The sequence below is a fragment of the Sphingomonas sp. IC081 genome (assembly GCF_006874585.1).
Taxonomy (GTDB): Bacteria; Pseudomonadota; Alphaproteobacteria; order Sphingomonadales; family Sphingomonadaceae; genus Novosphingobium.
The window spans coordinates 59,365-73,557 of sequence record NZ_CP029765.1 but is presented as its reverse complement, the minus strand read 5'-3'; the positions used below and the strand labels follow the sequence as shown (position 1 = coordinate 73,557).

At 61.3% G+C, this 14,193-nt stretch carries 17 protein-coding genes; 7 read left to right on the top strand and 10 right to left on the bottom strand.

The genetic code is table 11. The annotated features are described in order from the left end of the window. Positions 1-17: 17 nt before the first annotated feature. Positions 18-362 carry a hypothetical protein gene (locus DM450_RS24685; RefSeq protein ID WP_133085125.1) on the top strand — a complete coding sequence of 115 codons (345 nt, stop codon included), beginning with the start codon at positions 18-20 and terminating at the stop codon, positions 360-362. Between the two features lie 449 nt (positions 363-811). Here DM450_RS24685 and DM450_RS24680 read toward each other — a convergent pair whose 3' ends face one another. Beyond that, positions 812-1,729, bottom strand: coding sequence for a recombinase family protein (locus tag DM450_RS24680; RefSeq protein WP_133085124.1), 918 nt, complete (start codon positions 1,727-1,729; stop codon positions 812-814). A 469-nt stretch (positions 1,730-2,198) separates the two neighbouring features. On the opposite strand from DM450_RS24680, the gene DM450_RS26030 reads away from it, so the two are divergent. After that, complete coding sequence (locus tag DM450_RS26030) at positions 2,199-2,804, top strand: hypothetical protein (protein WP_185928876.1); 606 nt, start codon at positions 2,199-2,201, stop codon at positions 2,802-2,804. On the opposite strand, the gene DM450_RS24670 is transcribed toward DM450_RS26030, so the two are convergent. Further along, a complete protein-coding gene (locus DM450_RS24670; RefSeq protein WP_142640073.1) occupies positions 2,692-3,843 on the bottom strand; it encodes a tyrosine-type recombinase/integrase in 1,152 nt (383 codons plus the stop codon). The two genes, DM450_RS26030 and DM450_RS24670, sit on opposite strands and share 113 nt — an antisense overlap. A gap of 117 nt (positions 3,844-3,960) precedes the next feature. On the opposite strand from DM450_RS24670, the gene DM450_RS24665 reads away from it, so the two are divergent. Continuing rightward, positions 3,961-4,416, top strand: coding sequence for a hypothetical protein (locus DM450_RS24665; protein WP_260610735.1), 456 nt, complete (start codon positions 3,961-3,963; stop codon positions 4,414-4,416). 37 nt (positions 4,417-4,453) lie between these two features. On the opposite strand, the gene DM450_RS24660 is transcribed toward DM450_RS24665, so the two are convergent. Continuing rightward, positions 4,454-5,602: a tyrosine-type recombinase/integrase gene (locus DM450_RS24660; protein ID WP_142640025.1), complete on the bottom strand. Its 1,149-nt coding sequence runs from the start codon at positions 5,600-5,602 to the stop codon at positions 4,454-4,456. Positions 5,603-5,815: 213 nt separating this feature from the next. Between DM450_RS24660 and DM450_RS24655 the strand changes: the two genes are divergently transcribed. Further along, on the top strand, positions 5,816-6,799 hold the full coding sequence (locus DM450_RS24655; protein WP_142640023.1) for a hypothetical protein: 984 nt from the start codon (positions 5,816-5,818) through the stop codon (positions 6,797-6,799). Here the strand turns inward: DM450_RS24655 and DM450_RS24650 are convergent. The 3 genes from DM450_RS24650 to DM450_RS24640 are packed head-to-tail and all read right to left on the bottom strand — an operon-like array spanning position 6,738 to position 10,275. Then, entirely contained in the window at positions 6,738-7,793 is a 1,056-nt protein-coding gene (locus DM450_RS24650; RefSeq protein ID WP_142640020.1) for a hypothetical protein, read from the bottom strand. The two genes, DM450_RS24655 and DM450_RS24650, sit on opposite strands and share 62 nt — an antisense overlap. Continuing rightward, entirely contained in the window at positions 7,793-8,620 is an 828-nt protein-coding gene (locus DM450_RS24645) for a TniB family NTP-binding protein (RefSeq protein WP_142640018.1), read from the bottom strand. The genes DM450_RS24650 and DM450_RS24645 overlap by 1 nt, the downstream gene beginning before the upstream one ends. Next, positions 8,608-10,275, bottom strand: coding sequence for a Mu transposase C-terminal domain-containing protein (locus tag DM450_RS24640; RefSeq protein WP_260610733.1), 1,668 nt, complete (start codon positions 10,273-10,275; stop codon positions 8,608-8,610). Before DM450_RS24640 ends, DM450_RS24645 begins: the two co-directional genes overlap by 13 nt. Positions 10,276-10,320: 45 nt before the next feature. Here DM450_RS24640 and DM450_RS24635 point away from each other — a divergent pair, with 45 nt between their 5' ends. The 3 genes from DM450_RS24635 (at position 10,321) to DM450_RS24625 (ending at position 12,449) form a co-directional block, all read left to right on the top strand. Then, entirely contained in the window at positions 10,321-10,959 is a 639-nt protein-coding gene (locus DM450_RS24635) for a helix-turn-helix domain-containing protein (protein ID WP_185928875.1), read from the top strand. Positions 10,960-11,406: 447 nt separating this feature from the next. After that, positions 11,407-12,078, top strand: coding sequence for a ParA family protein (locus DM450_RS24630; protein ID WP_142640016.1), 672 nt, complete (start codon positions 11,407-11,409; stop codon positions 12,076-12,078). Continuing rightward, complete coding sequence (locus DM450_RS24625; RefSeq protein ID WP_142640014.1) at positions 12,075-12,449, top strand: hypothetical protein; 375 nt, start codon at positions 12,075-12,077, stop codon at positions 12,447-12,449. The genes DM450_RS24630 and DM450_RS24625 overlap by 4 nt, the downstream gene beginning before the upstream one ends. Positions 12,450-12,544: 95 nt before the next feature. Here DM450_RS24625 and DM450_RS24620 read toward each other — a convergent pair whose 3' ends face one another. From DM450_RS24620 to DM450_RS24605, 4 genes are all read right to left on the bottom strand, one after another. Continuing rightward, positions 12,545-13,261, bottom strand: coding sequence for a sigma factor-like helix-turn-helix DNA-binding protein (locus DM450_RS24620; RefSeq protein ID WP_142640012.1), 717 nt, complete (start codon positions 13,259-13,261; stop codon positions 12,545-12,547). After that, a complete protein-coding gene (locus tag DM450_RS24615; RefSeq protein ID WP_142640010.1) occupies positions 13,258-13,557 on the bottom strand; it encodes a hypothetical protein in 300 nt (99 codons plus the stop codon). Before DM450_RS24615 ends, DM450_RS24620 begins: the two co-directional genes overlap by 4 nt. A gap of 143 nt (positions 13,558-13,700) precedes the next feature. Further along, positions 13,701-13,901, bottom strand: a complete 201-nt coding sequence (locus tag DM450_RS24610) for a DUF5818 domain-containing protein (protein ID WP_142640008.1) — start codon at positions 13,899-13,901, stop codon at positions 13,701-13,703. After that, entirely contained in the window at positions 13,894-14,163 is a 270-nt protein-coding gene (locus DM450_RS24605; RefSeq protein WP_142640006.1) for a hypothetical protein, read from the bottom strand. The genes DM450_RS24610 and DM450_RS24605 overlap by 8 nt, the downstream gene beginning before the upstream one ends. Positions 14,164-14,193: the final 30 nt, after the last annotated feature.

The window sequence follows — 14,193 nt, the reverse complement described above, 5'->3', positions numbered from 1 at the left end:
ATAGGAAGCAGGCGGACATGCCAAATGCCCGCTGGCGAGTGCGGGCGGTTGCGCCGGGGATTGAAGGCATCCGAAGGGGTATCCGGGCCGACGTGGAAGGCGCCTTTTTTTTGGGGGGGGCGCCGAAGCGAGTGTTCACGGGCCTGATCGGCGCCATCCTCATGGAGCAGAGTGACGAATGGGCTGTCCAGCACGCCCCCTATATGACGCTTGAAACTATGGCTCCCGTCAGCGACAATCCCATCGCCATGCTCTCGGCTGTACCTAGCGCATCACCGGTTCATCCCGATGCCGAAATGGACGGTGGTGACGGAAATCTACACCACGCCGTAGGGCACGATCACCGGACTTTGCCAGCCTGATCTATGGCGGGCTTTGCACGCCGGTTCCCGCCGATGCGCCGCCTACGTTCATTGTCGTGGCGGCGGACGACGAGTAAATGGCGAACTCCTGTGCAATTCTATAAAGCTTGGCGGGAGGCAGTAGCGTCGGCCGAGCTTCACATCTATGAGCGCTTTCGCACGGGGTCTATCTGAACCCGAAGGGGACCACTAGCGCCCACTAGTGCGACGAACTAATCTAGTGGATGCAGTCTCGCGGTTTGACGGCGCGAGCCGACCAATAACCGAACGCGGGATGACCTTGGGGTGCGTATCCGCCAATGTCAGGTTTCGGCGAAACGCGTCATTCACGGTCGCGCTCGGGAACGACCGTGAAGTCCCAAATTACGTCAGGATCGGGCTGTTTGATCCGCTCGAGGCAGGCACCGGGCCGCTAACGGAATTCTGATCTCGTGCTCGCTCTCCTACGCTCATTCGCGAATTCCCCGGGCCGCCGATCTATCAGGAAGAATGCCTAGGCCTTGCGCCTGCGCAATGACTCGTCTCACGCCCTCAGGTGACCATTGCATCCCCCCTCGCGGCGTTGGCTCTCGCAAATCCTTACTTAACCAAGCCGCAATGCCGCGCAGCGTCGCGTCTGGCTCGCTCCTGAGCTTGTCCGCAACGAGTAGGGCAACGCGACTATCATTCGAAAGGCGCGGCGCCGTCTCAAGGATCACAGGATTTGCATAGCCTGCATCAACAAGCGTTCGGCACGCCTTCACCAGCGTGCGTTCAGAAAACGAACGCACCGGGGGCTTGATCGACCGAATGTGCCGCAACACCACCGCCCAGGGCAACTGCGGGCGCAGGCGCTCAACGAGCGGCAGCCAACCCCGCCGCCCATCGATCAGATCGTGGAGATGCTTTTCTCTCAGGGTGTGACGCAAGGCATCGATTGCTGACGGATCCCGGGCGCGCATTTTCGGATTTCCCGGCTTAGCGCCGCGGGCAACTGCCGCTTTGAGGCCAGCGCGCGTACGCTCCCTAATAAGCGCGCGTTCGAACTCTGCAAAGGCGCCCAGCATCTGTGTCATCAGCATGCCTTGCGGGCTGCTGGTGTCGATCGGATCGTTGATCGAGCGAAAATACGCCCCCTTCGCACGAAGCCCTTCAACCATTTCGAGCAAATGCGACAACGATCGTGCGAGGCGATCAATCCGCACAACCACAAGGGTGTCCCCCTGCCCTACCGCTGCGAGCGCGCTGGCTAGTTTAGGTCGGCTCCGGCTGCCACCGCTGGCCCGGTCCTCAAATATGGTTGCGCAGCCCACGCGCTGAAGCTCACCGAGCTGCGCAGACGTGTCCTGTTCGTCCGTCGATACGCGGGCGTAGCCAATAAGGGGCATCTGTCACAATCCATCTAACGAGGTCAACCGTTCGGTTGCCCCCGTAAGGTAGACGCGTAAGCTGCCTTTGACCATCACCCCTCAGTAGGACAGGCGTCTACCGCCCCGTTCATTTTAGCCGAGTGTACGGAACTTGAGAGAGGCCCCTGCCCCGGCCGGCCGTAGCCTGCGGATACCGCCAGGAAGTGCCCCTGAAAATGCCGGAACTCTGCCGCGCAGCACATTGGCGGCCGGCGGTATTCTTCCCTGAATCCGGCCGTATTCTTGCGGGGCTGGTAGCGAAAATTCAGCGGTGGCGGGGAGTCCGGTCGTATCCTGAAACCGACAAAAACCCCTCGCCTCATAGCCTGGTTTGTGCTGTCCGTGAAGGGCACTTATCGGACATGCTATCAGCCGTATAAGCGGAGTTTACCTTTTCGGCGGTTCCTATACTTTCATTCTCATGAACGCCTCGCCATCATCGTGGCACTTGGAAGTCGCGCGGATCGACGGCGCCTTGCCGTTGCTCTCCCGAACGGAAGCCATGCTCCTCGCCCGCATCTCGCTCCGCCGCCTGTGGAACCACCATGTCAGCGCCTATCCCTTTGAAAACCTTGGCCCTGATCACGATCCAGGGCTCGACGCCGCCGAGCTGGTGCGCAGCTACCACGTCGCCGAGCGCGATGCCTTTATCTCGTGGATCGCCCGGCGCGCCGCACCGCCCCTCGCCCATGCCGCCGCCACCGTGCTCGCCGCCAAGGGTGCGCCCGAAGTGTTCGCCCGCAGTTACGCAATCGCCGATTCCGCGGCCGAGCGGCTTGATGCGCTATTACCAACCGAGGATCCGCTCGCCGCGCTGGTCGAATTCGTCAGGCAGCTGAGTGTCGGACGCCAAAATAGAATGCAATGGCGTGCAGTTCTTCCGGTTTCACGCGCCACAATAAACTGCATTCAGCCCGTACCGCAACCGCTGGCAAAGCACCTTACTGTTCGGAAAACCGCTTCGCCAGCCTGGCGCTCGCCCCGCTCTTTGCGGCTAGCTTTGATCCGTAGCGCAACACCGTGCGCGCATCGCGCCAACGGTAGGCCTGCATGATCGCGGGGAGATCCTCGCCTGCCGCAAAATTGTCCTGTGCTACCCCGACCCGGATCGAGTGTGACGAGACCGCCTTAAGCCAGCGATCTCGTTCGGTTTCGCTCATTTCACCGAGCAGGCCCTTCTCCCAGGCCCGGCGGATGAGACGCTTGTAAATGAGTGTGATGCTGTTCGGGTGCAGGCGTTCTGTACCGATGCTATCGATCGAGCCGTCAAAGTGCGTCTTGACCCTTCGCAGCAGCGGCCCCTTGTCGATCCCACCCGCACCGCGCCAGCGCGCGATCGCCGCCATGGTCGCTGGAGAGAGGTAAGCCTCGGCTCCGACCTGCTTTCGGTCGGTCTTGCTCGAGGGGATGTGCAGCAGCCCGGCCCCCTCGCTGTCTGGCCCCTCGATATGGCCGATATCGATCGCCACCAGTTCAGAGCGCCGCGTGGCGGTGTCGTAAGCAATGCGAAGCAGCGCCGCGTCGCGCATCCCCAATTCGTCGCGGCGACAGGCCTTGAGCAGATGGACGAGGCACACGCCAGAGGCGGGACTGTCGAGATCAGCGATGTCGCCCTTGAACCGGATGGCGCGCGCCTGCCTCTGGCGCACGCCGAGATGATTGCGCGCAGCCTTGCGCTCGAACCTGACCAGCGGGTCGGCGGTCGGATCCGTCAGCCCCGCCATCCGGTAGGCCCACCCGACATGGACGAGGTAGCGCTCAATCGTCGCCATGGCGCGGGTTTTCAGATCCGACGGATCGATCCCGGCAAGCGCACGGATCCAGGCAGCTACGTCGGCGGGTTCGGCCGAACCCGGCGCAATCCGGCGCGAGTGGCACCATTTCCCCCACAGGCCGAGGTCCGAGCGGAACGCGCGCCGGGTATTGACCGACCAGCCCCGCATCGCTGCTTCGAGCAAGGCCTCGTCGATACGACCGCCAGAAATGGCCCCCGATCCAATCAGGGAGCGGACATCGGCGACGAGATCGGCCGGGGCAGCGCTCAACGGGACGATGGCGCTGCCTGTGGCGGGTCTGGGGCGCTGTTTCGGCATGTACGCGACGATAACCGGACGATTCTTCAATGTATAGGGGCACGATAAGCAGCCATTATCAACACTAGTATGCCATCCATGTGGACTGAAAGGTGGGTTTACGTCTATTATTGATCCGTGAACCGCCCTCTCCCGCCCCTCTGCGCGCTCGCCTGGACGCCCGATCTGGTGAGCGCACTCGCCGACGCCAGCGGTGCGATCGGGCGGCTTGATGCCCGGATTTCCGCGACTGCGCTCGCTCCGGCCTGGCGTCTGCGCGCCAGCTGGAACGGCTATGCCAAAGCGCTTAGCCTGCAGCATCTCGAAATCGAAGAAATCGATATTATTTCCTGGCAATGCGGTCTTCAGCTTGCCGGGCGGCCTCGCCTCGAAACGGCGGGTGATCCTTTCGGCGCCTTTGCCCCCTGGCTGACCCAACTCGCCGAGAAGGCCGGGCGGCACTGGCGCGAAGACTTGCCCTTCACCTTCGATCCCCCAGCAGACTGGGACGCAGCCCCTGCCCTCGTCCGCGCGCTGACGTTGCTCGACAGTTGTGATGCGCCAAAGTTGACGTCAATGTCGCAACACCTCTAACCGCTTCAGTGCCAAAATTGACGACATCGCAGGAAGCTCAGGCAGCGCCTCGCATCTTCCCAAGCACTCGCGCCGCCGCATTGCTCCCAACGGCGAGCTCGCGCGCGTAGCGCAGCGCGGTGGTGGGAGAAGACCACCGCAGCGCCAATGCTATTCCCGCGCCATCCTCCCCGGCCGCGAAAAGATCCTGGGTCAGCCCGACCCGGAACGAATGAGCGCTCAGACCGCGCACCGCGTCTCCCTCCATTCCAGGTTCGAACTCGACGTGGCCGAGATCTACAGCCTCGAGCACCCGTCGGCGAAGGAGGGCGACTACCCCTTGGCGGGTCAGCGGCTTGGCACCAATGTAGTGCCGCACGATCTGCTGTCCGGCAGCATCGGGCGGACTGGTCAGAACATTGATCCGCCTGAACACCGGGCCTTCGCTAAGGCCACTTGCCAATAACCAGGCCGACACGCGCGCCATGGTGTCGGGCGACAGCCAGGCCTTGGCCCCCTCCCCCAATTGGTCAGTCTTGGAGTAAGCGATATCGAGCCGGCCGCTGCCGTCGCCGACCTGCCGCAGATCAGCGACCTGGGTGCCAACCAACTCAGAGACCCGCAAGCCGGCGTCATAGGCAAGGCTGATCAGCGCCGCGTCACGCAAACCGATAGTGTCGGAGCCGCACGACGCGAGCAGCGCCTTGATCGTCACCCCTTCGGGAGCCCCCTGCCCTTCGGCCATCTCTTCACCAAGCCGGAGTGGCGCAGCCTGTCGCTGGCGTTGCCGCTTGTCGCGACGGATTCCCTTCAAGGTATCGCGCACCATTCCCGCCTGGGTCGGCAGCGCCTCCTTTTCGCCGAAGCCGAGGATACGGTGGACGCGGGCGATGCTGGCGATCCGACGCGCCAGCGTGGCGGGCTTCGCAGGGCGCCGCGTGTCCGAACCCTTGGCCAGCCAGTTTAGGTAGTGAACCAAGGTCTCCGGCTCGGCGGGGACCGCCATGACAACCGGCCGACGCCTTGTGCACCAAGCGAGGTAGCACTTGAGATCGGCGGTGATCGCCGCCTTGGTCGCCGGCGCCATCGCCTTGACCGCAGCCTCGAACCCGATCGCGCTGGCGCCGCGTGCATCGACCAGCGGCGCAAATCGCTGCAGCACCAGCTCGACCGCAGACGGGAACGGCGGATCAGGTGCGGCGAACATCGGTGTTTCCTGCGGGTTTCACCGGGTCTTTTTGGGCAAAATCGGTCGTTTCGGCAACATTGAACTTACCATAATGTACGATTATGGAAATTCCGGTAAATAGTATGTGCAATCGTGGGATACTGAATTGGCAATTTGGTAAACTCTGCGATTGACCATCGGGGGCGCTGGGGCTAGCTCGATCAGCGGTTCGCCGCCGCAGGAGAGAGCGCCTTGAACAGCCCTACCGGAGCCACACAAATCGCCTTCGGGATCGGCCAGGTCGATGCGCTGGCGCGTGTGCTCGTCGGCTCGCCTTCGCTCTATTCCGCACAAATGCGCCGTTCGCTCGCGCTGCGCACACTTGCGCGCGCCTGGGCGCAGTACCGCGACGACCGCGCGATTACGCTTGGGCGTACGCTCGTCGGCGCCGAGTGCAGCGCCGAGCGCGATGCCTTCCTCGTCCTCCTCGAACGCGCCCTCCCCCCGCGTGAAAATGCGCTCCCCGAAGGCATCCGCCTCGTCCGCGCTGTCGCCATCGCGCCGATGGCAAGCGAGGCGGCCGAGACCGCGGCGATCGTCGCGGCAAGCAGCGACGATCTCGAAGCGGTGTTCGCCGCCCTGGATCGAACCGGATCCGAGCACGGCGCGTTGCCGGACGACCCGCTTGAGCGATTGCTCCACCTCGTCGAACAGTTCCGCTACTCGCGCGGTGACGAACGCGATCCACTCTCGGCCACCGCGCGCACGCCCTGCTGGGCGATCAACCTCGCCGCCACCGCACGCGGCGATGCCTTTGGCCTGAGCGAAAGCCCCCTGCCCTTCCCCGGTCTCGTCCGCCGCCGGCTCTTCCGTGCAGACCGTCATGCCGACGAGCAGCGGGACGATGCGGCGCGTTTCCTGCGCGAAGCCCTGCACGCCGCCGCGCGCGACATCGTCGAGGTGTCTCGTGCCGCCGAGATCTTCGCGCGCACATTTGCAAACCAGCGCAGCAACTCGCGGCTCTCACTCGCCTGGATGCTGCTGTTCGGGCTTGGCGGCATGACCGCCGCGCAACTGGCCCGCGCGCTCCCTGCGACCAAGGCGGGAGCCGGCAAGCTGCTGCGCCAGTTGGAGGCCCAGCGCCTCGTGCAGGGACAAGGCCCCTTTGCTCCCTTCATCTGCACCGTCCGGTTTCCCCCGGCACTGTCCGATTGGCGCTACCAAGCAGATCGCTAGGCTGGCAGGCTGCTATCGCGGGACGAGGAAACCGATCGAGGCACGCGAATACCACCGCCAGTTCCCTTTCCCTGTCCCGGCGCTGTTGCACCGCGCCGTATGCGGCGAACAGCGCAAAGATGTCACATGTCCATGTGGATTTGGGTTTGGAAGGCCTGCAGGTCCGCAGCCGCAACGCGCCTCGAACCGGTGGTTTGGTTCCCCCACCAGGTAGCGGCCGCTCTGGCAGCTTGGCCGCGATCATGCGCTCAAACCGACGCGCGCTGTAGGAACGCGAGCTGTGCGCCAGGGCCAGCATCGCGATCCGATCATGCGCGAAATGGTATTGATTGGCTGCAAACCGGACCTGATAGGCCGGGTATGGCGGGGCCAGCCCCTCCCAATTGCCGAGTGCGATCAGGTAATCAAGCACGGCGTTGTTTTGCGCACGCGCGTGCGCATTCGGCCTGATTTTCAATAGGAGCTTACGAGATCGTATGCCCGCATACGCCAAAAACGCCTGAAGCTGCCGTCCCCTGGCGTCCGACGGAATGGTCCGCATGTCGCTGAGCGGCAACCCATGCCTTCGGCATCGCCAACTCGCCCGCAAAATCCATTCCCGGCACACGATCAAAGGTTCACCTGCCCGCTGCGCCTCGTACCAACATTGCGCGCAAACGTAACGGCGATGCGGACCTGGCAGAAGCGCACCCGCCTCGCACCCGACAAACATCGCCATGATCTGCTCGGGATCAACTTCGACCGCCCAGGCAAGCCGCTTCACCATCTCGTCGCAGGCGGAATGCTGTGCAGGATCGAGACCGCCCTGCCCCCGCGCAAGATCCAGGCTCGCCAAGACCGGATCGATCTGCAGATGGCGGAAAAGCTGTGACCGGCGCACCTGGTGCGCGACGGTCAAACGGTTCAACCACGAGTCGAACGCTTCATGTCGGCGCGGCTTTATCGGGAACGCCAGCGTCTCGGGCTCGAGGTTTGGCGACCATTTACGAGCCATCAAGCCAGAGCCGGGAGCATCGCCGCCGCGGCACGTAAATCATCAAACTCGACCCGCTGGCGACCATCCTCTTTCGCAATCTTGCCACCCCAGTGCAGGAGGCGTTTGAAATTCCCGGTTACACCACGACTGTGCCGCCAGATAAACTCGGCCGTGTCAGGCTCAAAAAATCGATCCGGTTCAATCATATGCATACCGCGAGCGAGGGCCTGAATCAGCTGCTGCGATGGCTCTCCCGGTGGCCAGAGCTTCAGTTTCAGGATGATGGAACGATAGGCAAGTTCAACATCCTCGGCAAAAATATCCGCCGCGACATCAAGGCCTGCAACCACCATCGGCACATTACCCTCGCTCATCAGGAACCGAAAGGCATCAAGCGTATCGCGTCGCGCCTTGCCGCCAGCAGTGAGGATCGCGTGAACGTTGTCGACCGCCACCAACCTGGTGCGCTGCCGACCGAGCAATTCGACAACTTTCAGATCGGCGATGCGATGGATGCTGGTGGTGATCGGCCAGCCCTGCTTCCAGAGCAGCGTCAAATTGATCTTCAGCGAGGTTGGGCTTGCGGGGATCACTGTCCGCAGCATCGGCGTATACCTTGCATCGTTCCAGCCAGGAGGTTGGGGAAAATTTAGGTCAATGCGCCGTTTCGCCTCCCGCAAAATCGAGGTTTTCCCCATACCTGATTGGCCAACGAGGATGATGACAGGCGGCCGCTCATCCGGTTCATCATGCGCGACCCCAACCAGCGTATTGACAGCCTGACGCGCCTCTTTGAAGTCAATCCAGAACGGCAATTTCGGCTGCGCAGGATCTATTCCCTCCATTGGAGCCACCCTTCATCATGGAGGTCAGCCACCGACACCCAGCTGGATTCTGGTGAAACCTCGGGTTCTGCCGGCGGTCTGGCGTGCGAAATGCCTTCGCGTTCTTGCCGCTTGCGTTCCTCTCGCAATCGCCGTGTCCGGCCCTTGGCATTGAGGACTTCCTGCCGATTGGCATGCACTAATCGGGCAATTTCTGCTTGCCCGCCAGCAAGTTGATACGCCGTTCCTGCCTGGCGCCGGGCAGCGACAACGACATCCCACTCGGGCTTTGTCACGTTGGGGTAGGATCCCACCACCCCTGCCGAGAGGAGCACGCCATCGATCTCGGGGTAGACCGCCTGAATGGTCCTCTCGTCATAATGGATCATGATCTTGAGACCCAGGCGCCGTGCAAAGCTTTCATGCCAATACCGGATGTGATCGATCTTCACGCCGCCTGATTGCACCGTCCGCTCCACCCACGGCAAAAATCGACGCGTCAGCTGCTCGACATCGACGCCGGGGGGCATCAGCGGTCCGTGGCTCTGGGCGCCCATGGCCCACATTTGCGCAGGTGCAATTTGGCCCAGGCCGTCATGCGGCGTGTGGTGATAGCGGCAAATCTCCCGAAGGAGCCACCGATCAAACTCATCAAGCGTCATCGCGGCTTCCGCTTCCGAATCGTACCCGTCTCGCGCCGTGACATTGCCTCCAGTCGCCCCCGGCAACAGCCGCATTTTCCGGACCATGGTGCCGATCAATCGTTCGATGTGCGTGCCAAAGTGTGCGGGGCCACGCGGCCGCACGTCGGGATCAATTCCATAAGTCTGGCACGCGCTTCGAAATGCTTCCGCGCGATGGGCGCCGGCGTGATCGGCATGTAACTTCTTGAAAAAGCCATGCATCGGATAGTCGATGTCGAGACCCAGGCTGTCGAGAAGCGGTTGCTTCGGTAGCAAGGCATTGGCGATGGCCCGACCGCAGCGAAAAATCGAGGGTGCCCCAAAACTCACGTAGAAGCCCAGAATGCAGCGGCTCCAAACGTCGATGAGCAAAGTCACCCACGGTCGGCCCAGAGCGACACGGTGCACGCTGTCGACGAGCATGACGTCGGCCGGCGTGTGATCCATTTGCACGACATCGAGCAAGCCATCGCTCTGATATTCGCCCGGATGCGCCTCGTGAGCTGTCCGTCGCTTTGAACCCATGAAGCGCGCCTTCTGCGGCTCGCTGATTTCGTTGATCATCCGCTCGATCGTCCGAAAGCTCGGCACGATCCCCGGATCGAAGCCATAGTCGCCATCGTCCGCAATCAGCAAATAGCGAACCTGCTGAGCCGCCTCCCGAACGCTGAGCGGCACCTTTGTCAGGACAAGTTCCTCAAACAGGCCGTCGATCGCCTCGAGGATCTCCGCTGACACATGACGACTTCCCGGCTTTGGGCCTCGCGGCCATGAGGCCAAGCTCTCGGCAATCGGCTTATGGCGATAACGCCGTGCCAACTCGCGGATCCGGCGTGCACCCAGGCCGGTTTCGCTGGAGATCGCAGACACGGCCGCGGCGGTCAGCGGTTCATCCAGCGGCACGGATTTTCGGAAGATTTGATAGAGGTCCACACCCCGCTTCAGCGCGGTTTCCGATAGCTTGGCTGTTCTTGGCGGCTTGCGTTCGATCATCGGGAGAATCCCGGCGTTTTCTGGCCACCCTTACTGTCGCCTACTTTGACCGCGGCAGATAGCGCCATTTTTCATGTGACAAGCATTTCCGCCCTCGGAAGGCCATTTTATCACGTAGTCACAACAATATACTTTGAATGTCGTAAATTTTTTCGCGTCACACTGAGCGAGGCAGAGAACAGCTTCGTCGAGGGCGGTTCGGAAACCTACCTGGCTGCGGGCCGCGCTTTCAACCGCCCGCCCACACGCGGCGGCGCCTGGGCCGCCTCACTGGCTGTAGCGATGCGCCCGCAGCTGTTTGCACTAGGTGCAGCGCCGCTCGCGCTTGCCGGCTTGCTCCCGCGAGAAGCATTCCAGTCAATGCGCGAGAGATCGGTCCCGGCGATCCTCGCTGGGGCCTTGCTCAGCGCAGCCACCGCGGTGCGCACTGACATCATCGGCGCCCGCGCCGCCATTGATCTTGCCAAGGCGCGGCTCGCGAAGATCAAGCGCTCCTCCCGCGCCCACGACGCGTGGCTGCTGCTTGCGGGGGTCGGCCCCCTCACCCGCGCCGAGATCGCCCGTGCGCTGGACGTGACCAAGCGCACCGCCTCACAGGCCGCAGCCATTCTCGAGGAGGCCGGAATGATCGCGCCCACCGGGCGCTATGAGGGCCTTCGCATAGTAGCGGCGCATGAAAGTTAAGCCCTGGTCGCGTGATCGGAGCGCGGTCAAGCGAGCTTGGGCCGCGTATTTGCGCTCAAAGTTAGCTCCCACGGCCCCGGCCGCATAATCAACTGCTAACGGAACGCATTGGGCCTGCGGGTTAAACGGGCAGCGTCAGCTTGGGCATTACGATGGCAGGCCTTTTTTCAATGGAGGTTGCGCTTTGCACGCCCCCCTTCCCACGTCATGTGACTCCGTCTTAATGTTTTGCATTCGAACGCCCTTCATCTCGCCGTCTTTTGCCAATCAATTTATCGCAGTATCGTATACGTTTATTTAAGGTATACCTTTGCTAAACCTAAACCCGTTATCTTGCTTTCGGGTGCTATGGATTGACAAAGGCAATCGGCATGCGCTAGGCGTTACCACCAATCGGCTTATGCATTCAATGCGCGTCGACCGGTCATCAAAACGTAAGGTCTATATATGCCCGTCATCTCCATTATGACCACGAAAGGTGGAGCGGGAAAAACCACTGCTACGCTTCTCTTGGGTACGGGATTAGCTGAGCAAGGCGCAGATGTGTGCCTGATCGATGCCGATCCGAACCAACCGTTGGTCAGGTGGGCCGAGGAAGCAAACCTCCCATCAAATCTTTCGGTTGTGGGAAGCGTGACCGAGGAAAATATCATCGAAACAATCGAGGAGCAGTCTGCCAAGGTTAGTTTCGTCATTGTCGACCTTGAAGGTTCTGCGAACCTTTCAAGCGGCTACGCAATCAGTAGCAGCGACCTTATTTTAATCCCGCTACAGGCGTCCAAATTAGATGCAAACGAAGCGGCCAAAACGCTGAAGTTCATTCTGAGGCAGTCGAAAACCACCAACAAGAACATTCCGGCTAGAGTGCTATGGAGTAGGGCACCAGCAGCATATCAGACACGCAGTGGTCGAGATATGGGCACGCAGTTCGAAGAGGCGGGAATATCATTCCTAAACACCCGCGTCGTCGAGCGGGAGGCATTTAAAGGCGTTGTCAATTTCGGCGCGACGCTTGCTGACCTTACAGACGAACAAGTTCCGGGACTCGATAAAGCTCGTGTCAATGCGTCCGCGTTCGTGAAAGAAATTATCGAGGTATTGAGGGAAGCGCGCAAATGACTTCGGGAAAGATCAGCCTGGACCTTGATGAGTTCAAGCCTCAGCCGGTCAAGATCGACGCGGACTCAAGGGCCCAGATAAAGGAAGCCTCCGATAACGCGGGATTCACCGGCCGCCATGCGGTCGCCAAGACTAAGCCCGTATCTCAGCCCGTAAGCGCAGAGCAGGGCGAGGGGAGTGAGGTAAAGCGTCGCGGCCGAAAGAGGACGACGGGGCGGGATGTGCCGTTCACCGTTAAATTGCGTCGCGATACAAACAATCAGATTTATGATCTCGCAGACCAACTGGAATGTGCAGCAATCGCTGAGGTGATTGAAATGGCCTTGCAAGCGCTGACGGAAAAAATCACACGAGGTGAGCCAATTCGCTGATTGCAAACTCTCGGCCGATCGGCACGATCATATCATGAGCTAGGAAGGGCAAAGTTCGGCTGCAACTGCTTCCGCCACGTTCGAGCTTATATTGCTTATCGCCTTTCCGCCCACCATTCATAGGCAAACGCCATGGCGGGCATGGCGATGACGCCAGCGAGCAGCCCTACGAATCCACCATACCCGGCCCCAGCGATAATGGCCCCGGCACCGACAGGGAGCACGAAGACCCGCCCGGTGCCTATAAGACCATCGACACAGCCTGCACGATGCACAGCGCCGGGTTCTTGTGTGGGGCGGATCGGAGGCTGCGTCCATGTCCCCATCGGCGCCGCGAAGTTTGGAGGCTTGGGTTTTCGAGGTTTCGTATCCTTGCTCTTCTTCACCACAGCCACCGGCAATCCCCGAGCGTAATTCAAACGGTCTGCGAACCGGCTATTACGAATTTCGAGGTCGGGCATGCTCCAGCCCCGCGGCAGCGGATAGGCAGGGTCGGCTATAAGTTCCGGCTCAGCCGCAGCGATATACTTTGCCGCTCTCCGCATGCGCCGCAAAGCTTCACGGTGCATCATATCGATGCGGGTTCTAGTGATTCCGAAGTCGTCAGCGATTTCCGCCGCTCCGGTTTGCGGGACGCCGATACCGTAGCTGAGGCGGATCAACCGCTCCAGACGCGGGGATAGGGTTCGTAATAATGTGGTCACAAGCTGACGTCGCTCGAGGTCATCGTGAGGGGAGGGGCCAGCCTCAAAAAGAGCCTCTGCTATCCCTGTGACAAGATCGCTGTCGAGAAGATCGGCTGAGCGGGTCATATGAGCAGGCCAACAATGGTAAGCATGAAGGCAAGCGATCCCGCTATGATCTTACCAGAGGCCATGGCCTTGGCCGGCCCTGCATAGCGTACCTGGCTCCATGTCCGGTCGATGCCCGAGACGATTCCGAGGGTGCCGTCGACGATCAGGATCGAGCCAATGACGTAAAGCAGGATGGCGATGGCTTTGACCAGGCCGAGAAGGGACAGTGCGCCGATGACAAACAGAGAGCCGACTGTGATCGTGGCGTAGGCCTGAAGTTTCGAGGCTAGGTCGAGCAGGCCGATAAGGCGCAAGGGGCTTCTCCAGGGCAGGGGATAGCGCAGCAAGACCATGGGACGGCGGCACTGACGGCATCCCTCAATAGGAGAACCACGCCGCCACTCATGCACTGGATGGCCGCAGTATGGACATTTGGGAAGGTGTCGGGGACCGTGCATCAGTTTGTCACGGGGCCGAGGTAATCGATCTCGATTACGGCAGCGCCGCGCTTGCGGCCGACGATGCGCACAAGTTTATCATTTTTGGCAGTCGTGTCGATTTCGCCGATCAGCCGCCACCACATCCCATCCGTGTCCTTCAGCATCGGGCCGCGCTGCGATGTCTCTATGGTTCCGGTCAGTCCTATCGTTTCAATCATTGCCTCGGTTCTCCATTGGATCGCTAGGCATGCCATGGGAGGCGCTGAAGCAGGCCATCTCACAGTGGAGCATGGGTCGGCCGTGGCTGTGCAACTGCTTCCCGTTCATCATCACGGGCCGCGAAGCGAGCCGTTTGCAGCGGGTGTTGGAGCGATCAAGGAACCCACAGGGCATTGCCAGCGGTTCTTGGGGCGTGATGGCGGCGTCCTCGATCGTGGCGTTTAGCGGCTCCTCGCCGAACAGATCCGTCTGCGCGCTCATGATCCATGGCTCCAAGCTGGGGGAGGAAGG

Excerpts from the sequence above, each read along its gene's own strand:
- DM450_RS24610 (WP_142640008.1), bottom strand. The coding sequence starts at position 13,901 with ATGATTGAAACGATAGGACTGACCGGAACCATAGAGACATCGCAGCGC.
- DM450_RS24680 (WP_133085124.1), bottom strand. The coding sequence starts at position 1,729 with ATGCCCCTTATTGGCTACGCCCGCGTATCGACGGACGAACAGGACACG.
- DM450_RS24685 (WP_133085125.1), top strand. The coding sequence starts at position 18 with ATGCCAAATGCCCGCTGGCGAGTGCGGGCGGTTGCGCCGGGGATTGAA.
- DM450_RS24645 (WP_142640018.1), bottom strand. The coding sequence starts at position 8,620 with ATGGAGGGAATAGATCCTGCGCAGCCGAAATTGCCGTTCTGGATTGAC.
- DM450_RS24650 (WP_142640020.1), bottom strand. The coding sequence starts at position 7,793 with ATGGCTCGTAAATGGTCGCCAAACCTCGAGCCCGAGACGCTGGCGTTC.
- DM450_RS24625 (WP_142640014.1), top strand. The coding sequence starts at position 12,075 with ATGACTTCGGGAAAGATCAGCCTGGACCTTGATGAGTTCAAGCCTCAG.
- DM450_RS24630 (WP_142640016.1), top strand. The coding sequence starts at position 11,407 with ATGCCCGTCATCTCCATTATGACCACGAAAGGTGGAGCGGGAAAAACC.
- DM450_RS24660 (WP_142640025.1), bottom strand. The coding sequence starts at position 5,602 with ATGTTCGCCGCACCTGATCCGCCGTTCCCGTCTGCGGTCGAGCTGGTG.
- DM450_RS24620 (WP_142640012.1), bottom strand. The coding sequence starts at position 13,261 with ATGACCCGCTCAGCCGATCTTCTCGACAGCGATCTTGTCACAGGGATA.
- DM450_RS24640 (WP_260610733.1), bottom strand. The coding sequence starts at position 10,275 with ATGATCGAACGCAAGCCGCCAAGAACAGCCAAGCTATCGGAAACCGCG.
- DM450_RS24670 (WP_142640073.1), bottom strand. The coding sequence starts at position 3,843 with ATGCCGAAACAGCGCCCCAGACCCGCCACAGGCAGCGCCATCGTCCCG.
- DM450_RS24605 (WP_142640006.1), bottom strand. The coding sequence starts at position 14,163 with ATGAGCGCGCAGACGGATCTGTTCGGCGAGGAGCCGCTAAACGCCACG.